General features: G+C 47.0%; 16 protein-coding genes. All 16 read left to right on the plus strand.

The features are described from left to right. The first annotated feature begins 105 nt into the window (after positions 1-105). Positions 106-1,425: an electron transport complex subunit RsxC gene (gene rsxC, locus B3K91_RS05645; protein ID WP_292592715.1), complete on the plus strand. Its 1,320-nt coding sequence runs from the start codon at positions 106-108 to the stop codon at positions 1,423-1,425. Continuing rightward, positions 1,422-2,372: an RnfABCDGE type electron transport complex subunit D gene (locus B3K91_RS05650; RefSeq protein ID WP_214060078.1), complete on the plus strand. Its 951-nt coding sequence runs from the start codon at positions 1,422-1,424 to the stop codon at positions 2,370-2,372. The genes rsxC and B3K91_RS05650 overlap by 4 nt, the downstream gene beginning before the upstream one ends. After that, on the plus strand, positions 2,365-3,087 hold the full coding sequence (locus B3K91_RS05655; protein WP_214060079.1) for an RnfABCDGE type electron transport complex subunit G: 723 nt from the start codon (positions 2,365-2,367) through the stop codon (positions 3,085-3,087). Before B3K91_RS05650 ends, B3K91_RS05655 begins: the two co-directional genes overlap by 8 nt. After that, positions 3,087-3,698, plus strand: coding sequence for an electron transport complex subunit RsxE (gene rsxE, locus B3K91_RS05660; RefSeq protein WP_165775344.1), 612 nt, complete (start codon positions 3,087-3,089; stop codon positions 3,696-3,698). The genes B3K91_RS05655 and rsxE overlap by 1 nt, the downstream gene beginning before the upstream one ends. Positions 3,699-3,711: 13 nt before the next feature. Next, positions 3,712-4,293, plus strand: a complete 582-nt coding sequence (gene rsxA / locus B3K91_RS05665; RefSeq protein ID WP_099829341.1) for an electron transport complex subunit RsxA — start codon at positions 3,712-3,714, stop codon at positions 4,291-4,293. 10 nt (positions 4,294-4,303) lie between these two features. Continuing rightward, entirely contained in the window at positions 4,304-4,996 is a 693-nt protein-coding gene (locus B3K91_RS05670) for an RnfABCDGE type electron transport complex subunit B (RefSeq protein WP_099829342.1), read from the plus strand. Next, positions 4,993-6,123, plus strand: coding sequence for a 1-deoxy-D-xylulose-5-phosphate reductoisomerase (gene dxr / locus B3K91_RS05675; protein WP_292594247.1), 1,131 nt, complete (start codon positions 4,993-4,995; stop codon positions 6,121-6,123). Before B3K91_RS05670 ends, dxr begins: the two co-directional genes overlap by 4 nt. After that, positions 6,114-7,625 carry a site-2 protease family protein gene (locus B3K91_RS05680; RefSeq protein WP_292594249.1) on the plus strand — a complete coding sequence of 504 codons (1,512 nt, stop codon included), beginning with the start codon at positions 6,114-6,116 and terminating at the stop codon, positions 7,623-7,625. The genes dxr and B3K91_RS05680 overlap by 10 nt, the downstream gene beginning before the upstream one ends. Beyond that, entirely contained in the window at positions 7,622-8,665 is a 1,044-nt protein-coding gene (gene ispG, locus B3K91_RS05685; protein WP_292594251.1) for a flavodoxin-dependent (E)-4-hydroxy-3-methylbut-2-enyl-diphosphate synthase, read from the plus strand. The genes B3K91_RS05680 and ispG overlap by 4 nt, the downstream gene beginning before the upstream one ends. Then, positions 8,662-9,018 (plus strand): lactate/malate family dehydrogenase, encoded by a 357-nt coding sequence (locus B3K91_RS05690; protein ID WP_292592708.1) that lies wholly within the window; start codon positions 8,662-8,664, stop codon positions 9,016-9,018. The genes ispG and B3K91_RS05690 overlap by 4 nt, the downstream gene beginning before the upstream one ends. A 71-nt stretch (positions 9,019-9,089) precedes the next feature. Further along, positions 9,090-9,482, plus strand: a complete 393-nt coding sequence (locus tag B3K91_RS05695; protein ID WP_292592706.1) for a hypothetical protein — start codon at positions 9,090-9,092, stop codon at positions 9,480-9,482. Between the two features lie 110 nt (positions 9,483-9,592). Next, positions 9,593-10,666, plus strand: coding sequence for a DUF4384 domain-containing protein (locus tag B3K91_RS05700; RefSeq protein WP_214060708.1), 1,074 nt, complete (start codon positions 9,593-9,595; stop codon positions 10,664-10,666). Between the two features lie 31 nt (positions 10,667-10,697). Next, complete coding sequence (locus B3K91_RS05705; protein ID WP_214060709.1) at positions 10,698-11,576, plus strand: DMT family transporter; 879 nt, start codon at positions 10,698-10,700, stop codon at positions 11,574-11,576. After that, positions 11,573-12,235, plus strand: a complete 663-nt coding sequence (locus tag B3K91_RS05710; RefSeq protein WP_214060710.1) for a response regulator transcription factor — start codon at positions 11,573-11,575, stop codon at positions 12,233-12,235. Before B3K91_RS05705 ends, B3K91_RS05710 begins: the two co-directional genes overlap by 4 nt. Continuing rightward, positions 12,225-13,502: a HAMP domain-containing sensor histidine kinase gene (locus B3K91_RS05715; protein ID WP_214060711.1), complete on the plus strand. Its 1,278-nt coding sequence runs from the start codon at positions 12,225-12,227 to the stop codon at positions 13,500-13,502. Before B3K91_RS05710 ends, B3K91_RS05715 begins: the two co-directional genes overlap by 11 nt. Then, positions 13,499-15,013 (plus strand): 1-acyl-sn-glycerol-3-phosphate acyltransferase, encoded by a 1,515-nt coding sequence (locus tag B3K91_RS05720; RefSeq protein WP_292588113.1) that lies wholly within the window; start codon positions 13,499-13,501, stop codon positions 15,011-15,013. Before B3K91_RS05715 ends, B3K91_RS05720 begins: the two co-directional genes overlap by 4 nt. The last annotated feature ends 114 nt before the right edge of the window (positions 15,014-15,127 follow it).

The following is a 15,127-nucleotide window of genomic DNA, read 5'->3' on the forward strand; positions in this document are numbered from 1 at the left end:
ATAATATCAATCGCTTTTTCCATTTTGAGTCGCAGTCACTTTCATGATATTCGGGATCCCAGAAAGGCAAACATCTATTGATTAAGGTTGAGAGGTGATAACTAAATGAGGTTGCCTACCTTCAGAGGAGGGGTGCACCCGCCAGAGAAAAAAGAACTTTCCCAAGATTGTCAGCTAAGTGTTCTACCGCCTCCTGAAAGGGTTTATGTTTTTCTTGCTAATCACGCCGGAGTCCCAGCAAAGCCTGTTGTAAGTATTGGAGACAGAGTCAGAACCGGCCAGCTAATTGCCGAAGCTGGCGGCTTCATTTCTGCAAATCTCCATTCTCCTCTAACAGGCGAGGTTAAAGAGATTGCCAAGTATTATCATCCCACTCTTGCAAAACTTGACGATGCGATTGTCATAGATAGGACCGGAGAAGATGAGTGGGACCTGCTTCAGCCAGCAAAACCATTCGATCAGTTTTTACCCGAAGAGATCGTGCAAAGGGTTAAGTCTGCAGGTATTGTTGGGCTCGGCGGCGCAATGTTTCCGACCAGCGTCAAACTGTCCCCTCCGAAGGATAAGAAAATCGATCTCCTTGTCATAAACGGCGCAGAGTGTGAACCTTACCTTACCATTGATTACAGGTTCATGCTCGAGCGTTCTGAGGGAGTAGTCAGGGGAATCCTCGCTTTGATGCGTGCACTAAACGTTGAAGAAGCTATCGTTGGAATTGAAGACAATAAGCCAAAGGCGATAGAGAAGATGAAAGAGGCGGTCCGGTCAACTTCGATACAGGTGAAGACTCTAAGAACAAAATACCCACAGGGAGCCGAAAAGCAGTTAATATTCGCGCTGACGAAAAGAAAGGTTCCTTCAGGCGGGCTTCCCCTAGATGTAGGGGTTGTAGTCGATAATATTGGAACTGCATTCTCTGTCTATGAGGCAGTCGAACTTGGCCGCCCTCTTGTCGAAAGAGGCGTGACGATTACGGGTGAAGGAATCAAGAAACCCGTAAACGTGGTCTCGAGAATCGGGATAATGGCGGATGAGTTGATCAGATATGCTGGAGGCGTGCAGGAATCAGTGGAAAGAGCCGTCTTCGGTGGTCCTATGATGGGAATGACGGTTCCTAAGACTGATGTACCTACGGTCAAAGGCACTTCCGGGATAACCCTGCTTCTCAGGAGCAAACCAACAGAAGAGTTTCCATGCATAAGATGCGGGAAATGCACTTTTGTTTGTCCAATGAACCTCCAACCCTTTCTCCTCAATCTCTACGGCACAAACAGATTGTACGACATTCAAGTGGAGAACGGCCTGCTAGATTGCATTGAGTGTGGTAGCTGTTCCTACGCCTGTCCTGCAAAGATCGATCTAGTCAAGAACTTCAAACTGCATAAGAAGGTCTACAGAAGTTTGAAGGGAGGTGCGAAGAAGTGAAGCTCTCAATGATGGCAGCACCTCATCTAAGATCAGAAGACAACGTTCGTAAGATAATGCTGGACGTTTTGATAGCGCTTTCTCCGGCTGCAGTTTGGGCAGTCGTTTCGTTCGGATTGAAGGCCCTCGCTCTTATCCTTGTGTGTACGTTAGGCGCAGAGGCTCTTGAATTCATCGTGATGAGATTCGTAAGACAGAAAAAGAGCTTCAGACCCGATCTTAGCGGCTCCGTCACGGGATTGTTGCTTGCACTGAACCTTTCAGTATCTGTCGAGTGGTGGCAGGCACTGATAGGTGTCTTTGTTGCAATAGTAATCGCGAAGGCAGTATTTGGGGGTCTCGGAAAGAACTTCTTCAATCCCGCACTGGTCGGAAGGGTCTTTCTTCTTATCTCGTTCCCCGTTCAGATGACAACATGGTTCAATCCGTTCGATATGCAAACAACTGCAACGCCAATGGCCATATTGAAACAGGGAGCACCAAGAGTCTTCTCTCTGCAAGAGATGTTTCTCGGTACAATCCCCGGCTCGATCGGGGAAGTCAGCGCTTTGCTGCTTCTATTGGGCTTTGGCTGGTTGTTGTTAAGAAAGAGAGTGGCACCGTTTATCCCCATTGCCTACGTCGGAACGGTTGCGATAATGGCCTCGATATTCTATGCGGTGAATCCGGGCTTTGGTTCGCCTCTTTATCACATCTTTGGCGGCGGTCTCATGCTTGGAGCTCTGTTTATGGCAACAGATATGGTGACTAGCCCGATGTCTATCAAAGGGCACATTATCTTCGGAATAGGTTGTGGAGCTGTGACTATGATCATCAGGTTATTCGGAGGTTATCCGGAAGGTGTCTCATTCGCAATTCTGGTGATGAATGCCTTCGTGCCTCTAATAGATATGGGGACCAAGCCCAAGATATTTGGAAAGCCAAAGAAGGTGAAGAGCAATGCGTGAATACTTGAAGACGGGCATTACTCTGATGGTAATTACTATTATTGCCGCACTGGTTCTTTCGGTAGTTTATACTGTCGTTAAGGAGCCCATCGCCAATGCGGAATTAGGCGCAAAACTAAAGGCTATCCGAGAAGTCCTTACAGATGCGGAGACTGGAGAGTTGCTTATAGCAGCAGAAAACATCCCTGAGACTGCCAGCGAACTGGCGGAGTTTGAATGGTTTCCCGCCGGATTCGACTCATCGGAAGGCATAATCTATACGGCAACAAGTTCACAGGGAAAGGTTGAAAGTCCTGCATACAAGTTTGTCAAGGAAGACGGCAGCGAAATATACGTAGCAATAGGAATCGCGGTCGGTTATGGCGGAGATGTTAAGACGATGGCTGCCTTCGTCAGTGGACCAAACGGAGTTAGCCTTAACGCAATAAAAGTTCTCGAGTACTCGCAAGAGACCCCAGGACTTGGAGCCAATATTGCTAACGATGTCGTCCAGCAGAGGTTCTTCCCTATAGCTACTAAGGGCCTTGACAAGGGCGTAAGGGTTGACAAAGACGCAGGAGTGACTCCCTCAGGAGATCAGATAGAGATTAGAAAGCAAGAAGACGGAATAGTCACAGTAAGTGACGTGATGACTGGAGCGACGATAACTCCAAGAGCCGTCGCATTCTCACTAAATGCTATATCCGAGTTCTTGGAAAAGGCAGGTGTTCGATAATGGCTGAATCTAAGTTCAAAGTCCTCACAAACGGAATCTTCAAGCAGAATCCGATTTTCATTCAGGTTCTGGGAATGTGTCCGACTCTAGCCACTACGACTAGCGCTGAGAATGGTCTTGGCATGGGGCTAGCAACGACTGCCGTTCTAGCAATGTCGAACATTACGATCTCTCTCGTAAGGAAGTTCATTCCGGACAAGATCAGAATCCCTTCGTACATTGTGATAATTGCTTCCTTTGTAACTATGATCGATATGCTGATGCATGGTTTCATCTATGATCTCTGGAAGACTCTGGGATTGTTCATCCCTCTGATTGTGGTGAACTGTATCATTCTCGGTAGAGCAGAGGCCTTTGCTTCAAAGAACGGTGTCTTCAGATCCTTCCTGGATGGGCTCGGAATGGGACTTGGTTTTACCGCCTCTCTGGTCTTGCTGGGCTCAGTAAGAGAGTTTCTCGGCAATGGCTCAATCTTCAACTACCACCTTTCGGATGTGAAGATGTTTGCCATGATACTCCCTCCAGGTGCATTCATTGCTCTGGGAATGCTTGCCGCATTCTTCAACTACCTTGGAATAAGGCGTAGCAAACCTAAGAAGGCAGCAAAATGAGGAGGGTTGACTGATGGCTACCAGATTGGTTTTCATATTTCTTTCAGCAATTCTAATAAACAACTTCGTTCTATCTAGATTTCTAGGAATATGTCCGTTCCTCGGTGTTTCGAAGAAGACAGATACAGCTGTTGGAATGAGCATAGCCGTTACATTTGTAATGATCATGGCTTCAATAATCACATGGCTCTTGAACATCGCGCTTGACGCGCTCGGTATTCCTTTTCTTAGAACAATAGTGTTCATCCTGATTATTGCAACACTGGTGCAGTTTGTAGAAATCTTCCTGAAGAAGGCCAGTCCGTCACTTTATGATGCGCTGGGGATATTTCTCCCCCTAATAACTACCAATTGCGCAATTCTCGGTCTGGCGCTTCTGAATGTTCAGCAGAACTATACGCTGCTCGAGACAATAGTTAATGCCGCCGGCGCCGGACTTGGTTTCGCCCTCGCGCTAATTCTTTTCTCAACTATAAGAGAGAGAATGGAGCTCTCCGAAATTCCGGAGCCCTTCAAGGGCACTGCCATTGCGTTGATCACAGCCGGTTTGCTCTCGATGGCCTTCATGGGTTTCCAGGGCCTCGTGAAACTGTGAGGCGGTGTGTATGACAGTAGTCTATTCAGTTCTGTTTATGGCCATACTTGGCATAGGAGCAGGTGTCTTTCTAGCTTTCGCCTCTGCGAAGTTTGCGGTCAAGAAAGATCCTAGAATCACACTCATCGAAGCCTCTTTGCCAGGCGTCAACTGTGGCGCTTGTGGTTTCCCCGGTTGCTCGGCTTTTGCAAAAGCTATCGCCGAAGGCAAAGCCCCGCTGGATGGATGTATTCCGGGCAAGCGATCCGGCGTACCTGAAAAACTGAAGCTAATCATGGACACGGATGTCGACAAGCTCACTGCTCTCTTTGAAGAGGCAGAGGAAGATGCGGAAAAGACACTGGAAAAACTGATCGCTGTCTCCGGAAAAGAAGTAAAAGCAGCGCCGCCAAAACCAAAAAGACCGACTCAGGAAGAAATCGACAGTTACAAGGGAAAACTGAAAGAGAATTCTAGAGCTGCTGTGGTCTTTGCGATTCTTCCAAACATAAACTGCGGAATCTGTGGATCACCCGGTTGTGCTGCCTTTGCCATAAAGGTCGCGAACAAGGAAGAGAACGCAGACAAATGCGTCCCGGGCAAAAGACAGAACGTGCCCGAAAAAGTCGAGAAGATTATGGCGCTTTCCCAATCAGAGATTCAAAAGATAATTGAAGATACTTCTGGAGAACCGGCCGAGATAAAAAAGAAGTTTGAGTCATGAAAAAAAGGTTGGCTGTTCTTGGTTCTACCGGATCTATAGGTTCACAGACACTCGAAATAGTAGATAAGATTGAAGAAATCGAAATTGTGGCCATTTCCAGTGGCCACAATTTCGTCTCTTTTTCTAAACAGCTTTCAGAATTTCATCCCAAGTTCGCCGCCACTCTTGAAAAAAAAGAGGATCTAGTCGATTCCTTTCCGGAAACAACCTTTTTCCAAGGCGAAGAGGGGATAGAAACGATGCTCGAAAAGTCCCGCCCGGATTATGTGATGCTTGCGGTCAGCGGAGCGGCCGGACTGAGATTCAGCCTTAAGGCGGCTGAAGTTTGCAGCAGACTATGTCTTGCGAACAAAGAGTCTATCGTTTGTGGAGGTAATCTTCTTCCGGACAGATGTGCCGACAGAGGGGTAGAGCTTATCCCGGTCGACTCAGAGCACAGCGGCCTCTTTCAGCTTCTTGACGGTACTGTTCGCCCTGAGAGAATCTTGATAACCGCATCTGGCGGCGCCCTGAGGGATTGGCCGAAAGAAAGGATTCACCAAGCAAGCCGTGAAGATGTCATGAAACACCCTGTTTGGTCTATGGGAAACAGGATAACCGTTGATAGCGCTTCAATGGTTAACAAGGGACTCGAAGTAATTGAAGCAAAATATCTCTTTGGATTCGAATCGAGCGAAATTGATACTTATATTTGTAGAAACAGTTTTGTTCATGCCGGTGTTGTGTACAATGATGGCGTTATGAAACTTCATGTGGGGCGCCCGGACATGCGAATTCCGATTGCATATTCTCTGACTTATCCAGTGCACCACCATCTTTTCGGAGAAGAGAGGATAGCCGGCATACCAATTGCCCTGGAAGAACTGCAGCAAGAGAGATTTCCCGCTCTGACACTTGCGAGAGAGATTTGTGGAACTGTCAGCAAGCAAATCGCTTATAATGCTGCAGATGAGATAGCAGTCGATGCTTTTATGAAGGGTAGGATGCCTTTTGGGAGCATTTACAATATAATTGAAAGGACGGTTGCCCGAACAGATGATCTAAATCCGGTCGATTACAGTCAAATTATCGAGATTGACGTTCTGGCAAGAAGATTGGCTCAAGAAGAGGTGAATAGATGTTATTAGCAATAGTGTACTTTCTTCTCATTCTAACGGGGATAGTGGTTGTTCATGAACTCGGTCACTACCTGTTCTCGAGGGTTTTTGGAGTGAGAGTTCTAGAATTCGCCATAGGAATGGGTCCAAAGCTCTGGTCAAAAAAAGGAAAGAAGACTACATTCAGGATAAACGCATTTCCAATTGGCGGTTACGTGAGACCTGCCGGAGAAGACCTAGATGCTATAGACTCCTCCGTTCCGGATAACGAGCAGATACAGAACAAGCCGGCCTGGCAGAGATTCATTATCTATTTCGCCGGTCCGGCCTTTTCTTTGCTTCTGGGTTTTCTCATACTCTCTCTGGTAGCAGTAGTTTGGGGCTTTCAGGAAGTCAAGATCGACAAGGTCGAGCTTGGTTCTCCTGCAGCACTGTCCGGAATGCTTCCCGGAGATAGGATCGCCTCAGTAAATGGTAAGACTCTACTAGACAATACAAGACTTAGCGAAGCCGTTGTGAGGGGCGAGAAAATAGATCTAGTAGTTATTAGGGAAGGCAGAGAAGTCGAAATAACTCTAATCCCAGAAATGCTTCCTCAAGAGGCCTTCATTGTGATCGGCAATGTCTCAGGTGAATTTGGCGATGCTCTCTCTTCAATAAACGGAGCATCGTTCAGCGGCGATTACGTTGGATACGGCGGCATACTATCTCCTGAGAGCACTATCAGACTTGGTTTTGCCGACGGTTCGAATCTTTCCGGCACGCTTCTGACTTATTCGCCAACAGAGGAACGCTACGCAATGGGGATCTACTATGCAAACTTCAAACCGATAGTTGCAACTGATTTCGGCCAGTTCAGGAAGGGAGATGTTCTTGTCTCGGTAAACGGGATGACAACCGAGACAAGTTATGATCTTACAACCATGAGTCAGCTCCTCTCCTTGAAACCAAACGAACTTCTAATTCAGTTCACAGGAAGAGAGACTACCTTCGCTAGATACGGCTTCCCTGAAGAATTTGTCGTTACCCTGGAACGGGATGGACAGGTAGTTGACTTAACGATGACCAAGAACGAAATGATTGCTCTCGTGAGTGAGGTCGGTGCCTTTTCTCAGGGAAGCGATTACTGGTATCCAGATAGCCCGGTTGAGGCCGCAGTTCTCGGGGTTCAGTGGGCAAACGATCTCCTAATAACCATGGTGAAGGTTGTTGGCAGCCTCTTCACTGGAGGAGCGAACATCAACGAATTCACCGGTCCTATTGGACTGGTAACAATAGTTGACCAGGCAGTGAGCCTTGGGCCGAGGATAGTTCTTTTCCTCGCGGGCTTCATCTCGCTCAACCTCGGAGTGATAAACATGATTCCCTTCCCCGCGCTGGATGGTGGGAGGATGTTGCTCGCCTTGCTTGAGATAATTACCAGAAAGAGACTGGATCCGAAGATTGAGGGGTTAATCAATGTGATTGGCTTCATGATACTCATGGGGTTCATGATCTATATTACGTTCATCGATATCGGCAGATGGTTATGAGTAGAATCGTAAGAGTTGGGAATGTCTTGGTCGGTGGCGGAAATCCGGTTTCGGTTCAGTCAATGACAAATACCAAGACAATCGACATTCCTGCAACTCTCGAGCAGATCGATAGGCTTACAGATGCCGGGTGTGATCTTGTAAGAGTCTCCGTTCCGGATTTTGAGTCAGCACAGGCCATCAAAGAGATTTGCTCATCAAGCAAAATCCCTGTAATTGCAGATATTCATTTTGATTACAGACTCGCAGTTGAGTCCGTAAAGAACGGTGCAGCAAAGGTAAGGATAAATCCGGGAAATATCGGTCAGGAATGGAAGGTCCGGGAGACAGTGAAGGTTGCTAAAGAATTCGGTGTTCCAATAAGAGTTGGCGCAAACTCTGGCTCTCTCGACCGAAGTTTTGGTTTGTACGACAAACCCACCGCTCTTGCAGAGAGCGCTCTTGCGCAAGTAAGAATACTTGAGAGTGCAGGGTTCGAGGACATTGTGATTTCTCTTAAGTCTTCATCGGTATCAGAGACTGTGAGTGCAAATGAATACCTGTTCGAGAAGACCGATTATCCGCTTCACCTTGGAGTTACAGAGGCAGGTTTCGGGCTTGATTCAACCGTAAAGTCTTCTATTGGTATTGGCACACTCTTGCTGAAAGGCATTGGAGACACCATAAGAGTATCGATGTCGGGAGACCCCGTTCAGGAGATCGAAGTAGGCTTGAGCATTCTTCGTTCACTTGGGCTAAGAAAGGGAGTTGACGTGATCTCCTGTCCGACGTGCGCAAGAGCCGAAATAGATGTTGAGTCTCTTGCAAGGAAAGTGAAGAGTTGGGTAGGGAATATCGAGGATGACATTTCTGTAGCCGTTATGGGATGCGTTGTAAACGGAATTGGGGAAGGAAAAGATGCGGACATTGGGATCGCCGGCACTGCATCCGGCGGAGTCATTTTTCTCAAGGGAGAGATAGTCGAGAAGGTGGAGAAGCGGAACCTTGAATCACGATTCCGACATTGGTTTGATGAACTCCTGTCGGGAGGTGATAGATGAAAGTCTCGATAATCGGAGCCGGAATGGTAGGTTCGTCAATTGCGTATGCAACAATGATAAAGGGAATTGCAAGAGAGATAGCGCTTGTTGATGTAAATACAGAACTTGCAGTGGGTCAGGCTATGGACCTGAGTCATGGAAATGCGTATGTGAGACCGGTGAAGATATCCGGTGGAAGTTACGATGTGTCGGCAGATTCCGATGTTGTTGTTATTACCGCCGGAAGGCCACAGAAAGAAGGGGAGAGTCGTCTCCAGCTTTTAAAGAACAACGCAAAAATGGTTGAGAGAGCAGTCGATGAGTACTTTCATTCAGCAAAGAGCCGATTATTTTGGTCGTCTCGAATCCGGTAGACATACTCGCATGAGTTGCCTGGAAGATATCTGGCTTTCACAGGAGCAAAGTCATCGGTTCCGGTACTACCTTGGACACGGCAAGACTAAGACAGAGCATAGCCGACCACTGTGGACTTGACCCGAGAAACGTTCACGCATATGTTATTGGTGAACACGGTGATACTGAGATCGTTAACCGGACGAATGTCGACATCGCAGGTATTCCGATAAAGGAGTTCTGCGGGAACTGCGAAGACGTTTTGTTTGAAAAACTGTTTGAAGAGACACGAAGCGCTGCTTATCGTGTTAGTGAAAAGAAGGGTTCAACATACTACGGAATAGGGCTTGCTGTATCAAAGGTGCTTTCCACTATTCCGAACGATCAGCACTCAGTCCTTACAGTCTCATCTGTACACAGGGAATTTGAAGGTATGCAGGATGTGCCTTTCAGCGTTCCCAGTATTCAGGGAGAAGTGGAGTAGAAAGAATACTGCATGTTGGACTTTCAGAAGAGGAAATTCAGGAACTTTCGAAATCAACAGGCGTTATCACCGATGCAATAGAAAGCCTAAAGGGATAAGGAGGGATTAGCGTGAAGAAAGTACTGCTTATTGCGATTATTGCTCTCAGTGTTTCTCTTATTGCCACGTCAGTCGCTTATGACCCTCAGGGACTTATGTTCCTGAACAGGTCAGGAGCTAGCATCAATGTAAACGTAACCTTGAACAAGGGTACCGGATCAACTTACTACGGTGGCGAGTCGCTCGGATTGTCTTTCTCCGTTGACAGAAGCGCCTATGTGGCTGTTCTGGATATCGATCAGTCGGGGCAGGTCCAGGTTCTCTTTCCAAATGTCTATGATCAGGACAACTACGTCCAGGGTGGAAGGACCTACACTCTACCGACGGATAAGGCGACCACAAAATACAATCTGCAGGTCGAATCAAACAGAGGAAGAGAGACGATAGTAGTCGTTGCATCGACTTCTCCCCTGAATTTCTTAGGGAATGTGTTTTCTCTGTTCGATAGATATCCATTCCCATATTTGGGTCAGAACGTGAACAATTTGTCGATTGCGATTGACCCTGTCTTCAACACAAGCTGGGGGATAGGTTATACTTACTTCTATAACAGCTATGTGCCTTTCACGGTTAGGACTACAATCAGTGCAGACAGAAAGGATGCAAATGTCTATGTCGATGGAATATTCATGGGAAAATCACCGGTCACGACAACTTTGGAGGCCGGTATGCACTCGGTATACATCTACACAGACAGGAACCTCGTATACGGACCGGCAACAATAAACGTGCAACCTGGTTCAAGCAACTTTCAGTTCTCGCTCTTGCCAAATTACATTTACGGTTATCTGGAAGTTACATCGATCCCCGATGGTCAGGTTTATGTGGATGGACAGTATGCCGGTGACACACCTTACAGAGATTTTGAGAAGGTTGGAAGCCATACGGTAACAGTCTCCAAGTGGGGTTACCACGATTCCAAACAGAATGTCTACATCAACAGAGACATGACGACTTCGGTCGATTTCAGATTAACTGAGAAGACAGAGCAAGAGAAGAAAACGGACAACATCATACTCTTCTCGATAATCGGAGTGCTGATCGCGGGAATTGTAATCGCAATAGTACTTAGCGCAGGCGACTAAGAGTGTCCCGAAAGGGATAATTCTTTCTTTGATGAAGCAGAAGTCAAAGGCATACGTCAACTTACTACTCGTTGTTGCATTCTGGGGACTGACCTTTCCAGTTCAGAAGAACATACTGGAAGGGCTTTCCCCTGTTTTCTATAATGCTCTTCGCTTTTCATTTGCTCTCTTGCTACTCATCCCCATAAGGAAGAAGCTGGGAATAAGGCTTTCGAGAAGAAGCTTCACTCAGGGACTGATTCTCGGGCTCTTTCTTTCGGGCGGTTATGTGTTTCAAACCTGGGGACTTGTTCACACCACAGCATCGAAAAGCGCCTTTATTACCGCTCTCTACGTCGGGCTTGTAGCGATAATCGGCCCGGTTGTGGAAAAGCGTATTCCCAACAGGTATCAGATTCTTGCGCTCGCTGTGTCTCTCGTTGGACTCTACTTTTTGACGACGCCGGAAGCCGGTTTCAACTTTGGCGACTTGCTCACAACCCTTTGTGCAATCTCCTTTGCTCTGCATGTAGTATTCATCTCGTATTTCACAGAAAGAGAAGACTCAGGAGAGATGGAGCTGCTGGTCCCTCAGTTTGTGGTAGTCATTATCGTTAATCTGATCCTCATTCCTTTTGTCGATGGCGGGGTACGGGTAAGCGGATCGATAGTCACTGTCGCTCTCTTCTCGGCGGTATTCGCTACTATCTTCGCCGTGGCAGTACAGCTGAGATTCCAGAGATTTCTCGGATCAGTCGGCGCATCACTTATCTATGTTGGCGAACCGGCATTTGCTTTGTTCTTCGCGATGATAATACTGAGAGAGATTCCGGGTAAAATGGAGGTAATAGGGTTGCTGCTTATGACGGCAGGTATGATATTCGGTGGGACTTCGTCGTACATGTTGAGAGATAGAGGAGTGAAGAAGTGAAGGGAAGGATTTTAGCTGTAGAAGACGATGTACATATTGCGAAACTGCTCCGCATGGAGTTAAGCCACGAGGGGTATGAAATAGAAGTCTTGGGTGATGGGAAGGAAGCACTGAAGTATCTTGAGAAGGAACTTCCTGATCTTCTGATTCTCGACGTCATGCTTCCGGGAATCGACGGCTTCTCGGTACTCGAAGAGATCAGGGAGTATGTTTCGACCGATCTACCCGTAATAATGCTTACTGCAAGAGGCGAAGTGAAGGACCGTGTACGCGGCCTGAAGAGCGGCGCAGACGACTACTTGCCTAAACCGTTTGCTATTGAGGAGCTTCTAGCTAGAATCGAAGCTATTCTCCGGAGAAAGGGAAAAGGGGAAAGAATAAGCTACCATGAGATAACCCTTGACCTTCAGTCGCGAGAAGCCACCCTAGGAGGGGAAGAACTTCAGTTGAGCAAAACTGAGTTCGATCTTCTGGCTGTCTTGCTGTCAAATGCCGGAATTGTCATGTCGAAAGATAGATTGCTTGAAAAGGTCTGGGGAAGCGAGGACTGGGGTAATCCAAACGTTGTTGAAGTTTATATCAATTACCTTCGCAAGAAATTGGGAAAGAGCGGCGAAATAATCAAGACGGTAAGGGGATCTGGCTACGTTGTCAGATAAGCAGAAGCTTTCGACTGCGACGCAGGTAGCCATCTACTCGGTAGTACTTGTTGTCTTCATACTATGTGTCTCCGCCCTGTTCGTGTACGGAGTTTCGGAAAATGTTTTCATACGCAATTACTCTGCAGAGATGCGGAGGATCTTCATGGATTCTCCTATGGGTAAGGGTTACAGATTTGGGATGGGCAGAATGTCAATCGGCAGAGGAACTACTGAATTCTATGTAAGAGTCGACAACACTGTGGTCCAGAATCCTACAGAGCTAGCTTCTGTGCCGGATGTAGATGGATACGTCCGTACAAGATTGGAGGGAAGCTCTTATCTTCTTTACGGTTTTTGGAACGGCGATGAGAAGGTTATCCTGGGCGCGAGAATGGATGACCTGGATTTCTTCCTCGAGAGTCTGTCGACTACTCTTCTTCTATCGCTGTTCGTTGGAATAGTACTTTCGGTAATTGGCGGATTCCTTCTTGGAAGTAGAGTTTCCAAACCGCTTAAGGAAACCTCGCGCCTGCTGAAAGAGATAACTCTGGACGACCTTTCACGGAGGCTCGAGAGTGATCCAAAAACCTCCGAACTCGCCGAAATGAAAGGGGATCTCAACAGAGCCTTAGACAGAATTCAGGACGGATACAGCAGGCAGGAACAGTTTTCCTCAGACATAGCACATGAAATTCGTTCTCCTCTCACCGCTATCCTCGGCTTCTCGAGACTGATTCAGCGCTGGGGATCTCAAGATCCCGAAGTTGTAAAAGAAGCTGCTGACAGTATTTACGATACTGCCGCCAAAATGATGACTATCACCGAGTCCTTGCTATTCCTCTCGCGACCCAGCATGGAAATCCAGGTAACTAGTTTCAATCTACGGGAGCTTATACATGAACTCATACTGGGAACTCCTTCATTCCAATCGGTCGAATTCAAGGTTGATGTTCCGAACATTGAAGTCGAAACGGACAAAGTCCTCCTTAAGATTGTTCTTAAAGTGCTCGTGGAGAATGCAGTGAAGTTCGGCGGCGATCACCCAATAGAGATCACATTCTCAGATGGTGCACTTAATGTTAGAGACTATGGAAAAGGGATAAATGAAGACGAATTAGACAAGGTGTTTGACAGGTTCTACAGAAGCGACACTTCAAGAGGTGGGGAAGGTCACGGGCTAGGTCTTTCGATTGCCGGCAAGATATGCAAAGTTCTAAGGCTCTCAATCAATGCAGAGAACTGTAAAGATGGAGGGGCAGTGTTCAGAGTGGAGGGGTTGAGATGAAGCTCATTATGTCAGCTATAGAACTCGCGATAATGTGGATCGTAATCCCCATTCTTCTTTTCGGCGGAGCGCCTTTTTCTTCACCAGTAGCGATTACCGTTATCGCATCAGTAATTATCGCAGGATCACTTCTTTTGTCCGTGTACTCTGCGCTGGTCGTCTTTTACTGGTCTGGAAGACTTCCAACCACTTCTTTTGGACCGGAAACTACAGTTCAGAGTGGTCCTTATAGATTTGTTCGCCATCCGTTTAACGCAGGTTTCATTCTCTTCCTTTTCGGCATGGGATTCCTCTGTGGCGATTACTGGAGAGTGCTATATGTCTCCGTAATCGGTGCATTGGCCGTTATTTACTCGTTGCTTCAAGAATACCTTACATCTAAGAGAGTAACTGGCTACAGTGAGTACAAAGAAAAACTTCCATTCATGATTCCCAAAGCTGGAAAGCAAATTCCCTTTGACAAATCAACATCTATCCCCTGGCAGTTCATTGTGGCTTCCTTCGTTGTGAAGCTGGTAATTCTTTTCATCTTGCCTTCTAAAGTGAAGAACACAAAAGTCTTGCGAGATAGAAGGCCATTTGTAATCGCATTGGCGCACCAAACGCATTTTGACGGCCCATTGATTTTCTACTCCACGTGGCGTTACATTAGATTCGTCGCCACTGCAATCTATGTCGACAGATTGGGCTTGCTGGGTTGGCTGGCAGTAATTCCGGTAAGGCGATACGCCGTCGATACGTCTGCAATTCGACAGATGCTTTCCACCATAAGACAGGGAGTCCCTCTCGGAATTGCACCGGAGGCGGCAAGATCGTGGGATGGGAGGCCTCTTCATACAAAAAAGGAGATATGGAAACTCTTCAGGATGTTGAAAATACCCATAATCCCTGTGAAGTTCTTCGGAGTTCAGCGGCTTTGGCCAAGATGGTCGAAAACATTCTCTATTGGTACTTCGACTGTTGAATTTGGAAACCCCATTGAAGCAGATGATCCTCAACTTGAAGAGAAGGTCATGAACTTCTTGGGCAAAGAAGATCCCACCTTCAAACTGCCATACAGAAACTACAAGCACATAGAGAAGTTAATCTGGCGCTGCCCTAGTTGTGGAGCAATCGCATCAATTAAGAGCTTCAGATCGGGGTTCTCCTGTTCCTCTTGTGGAAAGAGCTGGACGAAACCAACTGTGAATGAAGTCATTCAGCTGCACGACAAGATAATGCCGGGAAACATGGGTCTTTCCTTCCCGATTGAAGATGAAGTAGTCTTTAACGGAAAGAGTGTGAAGGCAAAGATGTACGAAGACCATGCCATAATTGGCGACTACAGGCTTGACTACAACGTGATAAAAAACTCCAGTATAGAAAAAAGCATAGAGCCCGTCTTCGGAATCGGAAGCGAAATGGTAAGCTTCGTTTCAACAACCAGTGCTCTCAAGTGGCAAGAAATCGTTGACTTCCAGATTAAATTCAGGCTCAAGACGGAGAACTACCACACCGATCTTTGGGGATAGCTCCCACGCGGCGTAGTGCTGCTTGAACGTGGCAGCAGGCAGGGGGTTGGAAAGAACAAAGAATCAGTTCCGAGTTCCAAGTTGTGAGTTGTAGTGTGCCAAGAAGGCGAAGAA

This window comes from Mesotoga sp. UBA5847, from assembly GCF_002432735.1.
In the GTDB taxonomy this organism is placed as follows: domain Bacteria; phylum Thermotogota; class Thermotogae; order Petrotogales; family Kosmotogaceae; genus Mesotoga.

What these genes read in the sequence shown, in the direction of transcription:
- B3K91_RS05690 (WP_292592708.1), top strand. Translation starts at nt 8,662, where the DNA reads ATGAAAGTCTCGATAATCGGAGCCGGAATGGTAGGTTCGTCAATTGCG.
- B3K91_RS05670 (WP_099829342.1), top strand. Translation starts at nt 4,304, where the DNA reads ATGACAGTAGTCTATTCAGTTCTGTTTATGGCCATACTTGGCATAGGA.
- dxr (WP_292594247.1), top strand. Translation starts at nt 4,993, where the DNA reads ATGAAAAAAAGGTTGGCTGTTCTTGGTTCTACCGGATCTATAGGTTCA.
- rsxC (WP_292592715.1), top strand. Translation starts at nt 106, where the DNA reads ATGAGGTTGCCTACCTTCAGAGGAGGGGTGCACCCGCCAGAGAAAAAA.
- rsxE (WP_165775344.1), top strand. Translation starts at nt 3,087, where the DNA reads ATGGCTGAATCTAAGTTCAAAGTCCTCACAAACGGAATCTTCAAGCAG.
- B3K91_RS05720 (WP_292588113.1), top strand. Translation starts at nt 13,499, where the DNA reads ATGAAGCTCATTATGTCAGCTATAGAACTCGCGATAATGTGGATCGTA.
- B3K91_RS05680 (WP_292594249.1), top strand. Translation starts at nt 6,114, where the DNA reads ATGTTATTAGCAATAGTGTACTTTCTTCTCATTCTAACGGGGATAGTG.
- B3K91_RS05655 (WP_214060079.1), top strand. Translation starts at nt 2,365, where the DNA reads ATGCGTGAATACTTGAAGACGGGCATTACTCTGATGGTAATTACTATT.
- ispG (WP_292594251.1), top strand. Translation starts at nt 7,622, where the DNA reads ATGAGTAGAATCGTAAGAGTTGGGAATGTCTTGGTCGGTGGCGGAAAT.
- rsxA (WP_099829341.1), top strand. Translation starts at nt 3,712, where the DNA reads ATGGCTACCAGATTGGTTTTCATATTTCTTTCAGCAATTCTAATAAAC.
- B3K91_RS05705 (WP_214060709.1), top strand. Translation starts at nt 10,698, where the DNA reads ATGAAGCAGAAGTCAAAGGCATACGTCAACTTACTACTCGTTGTTGCA.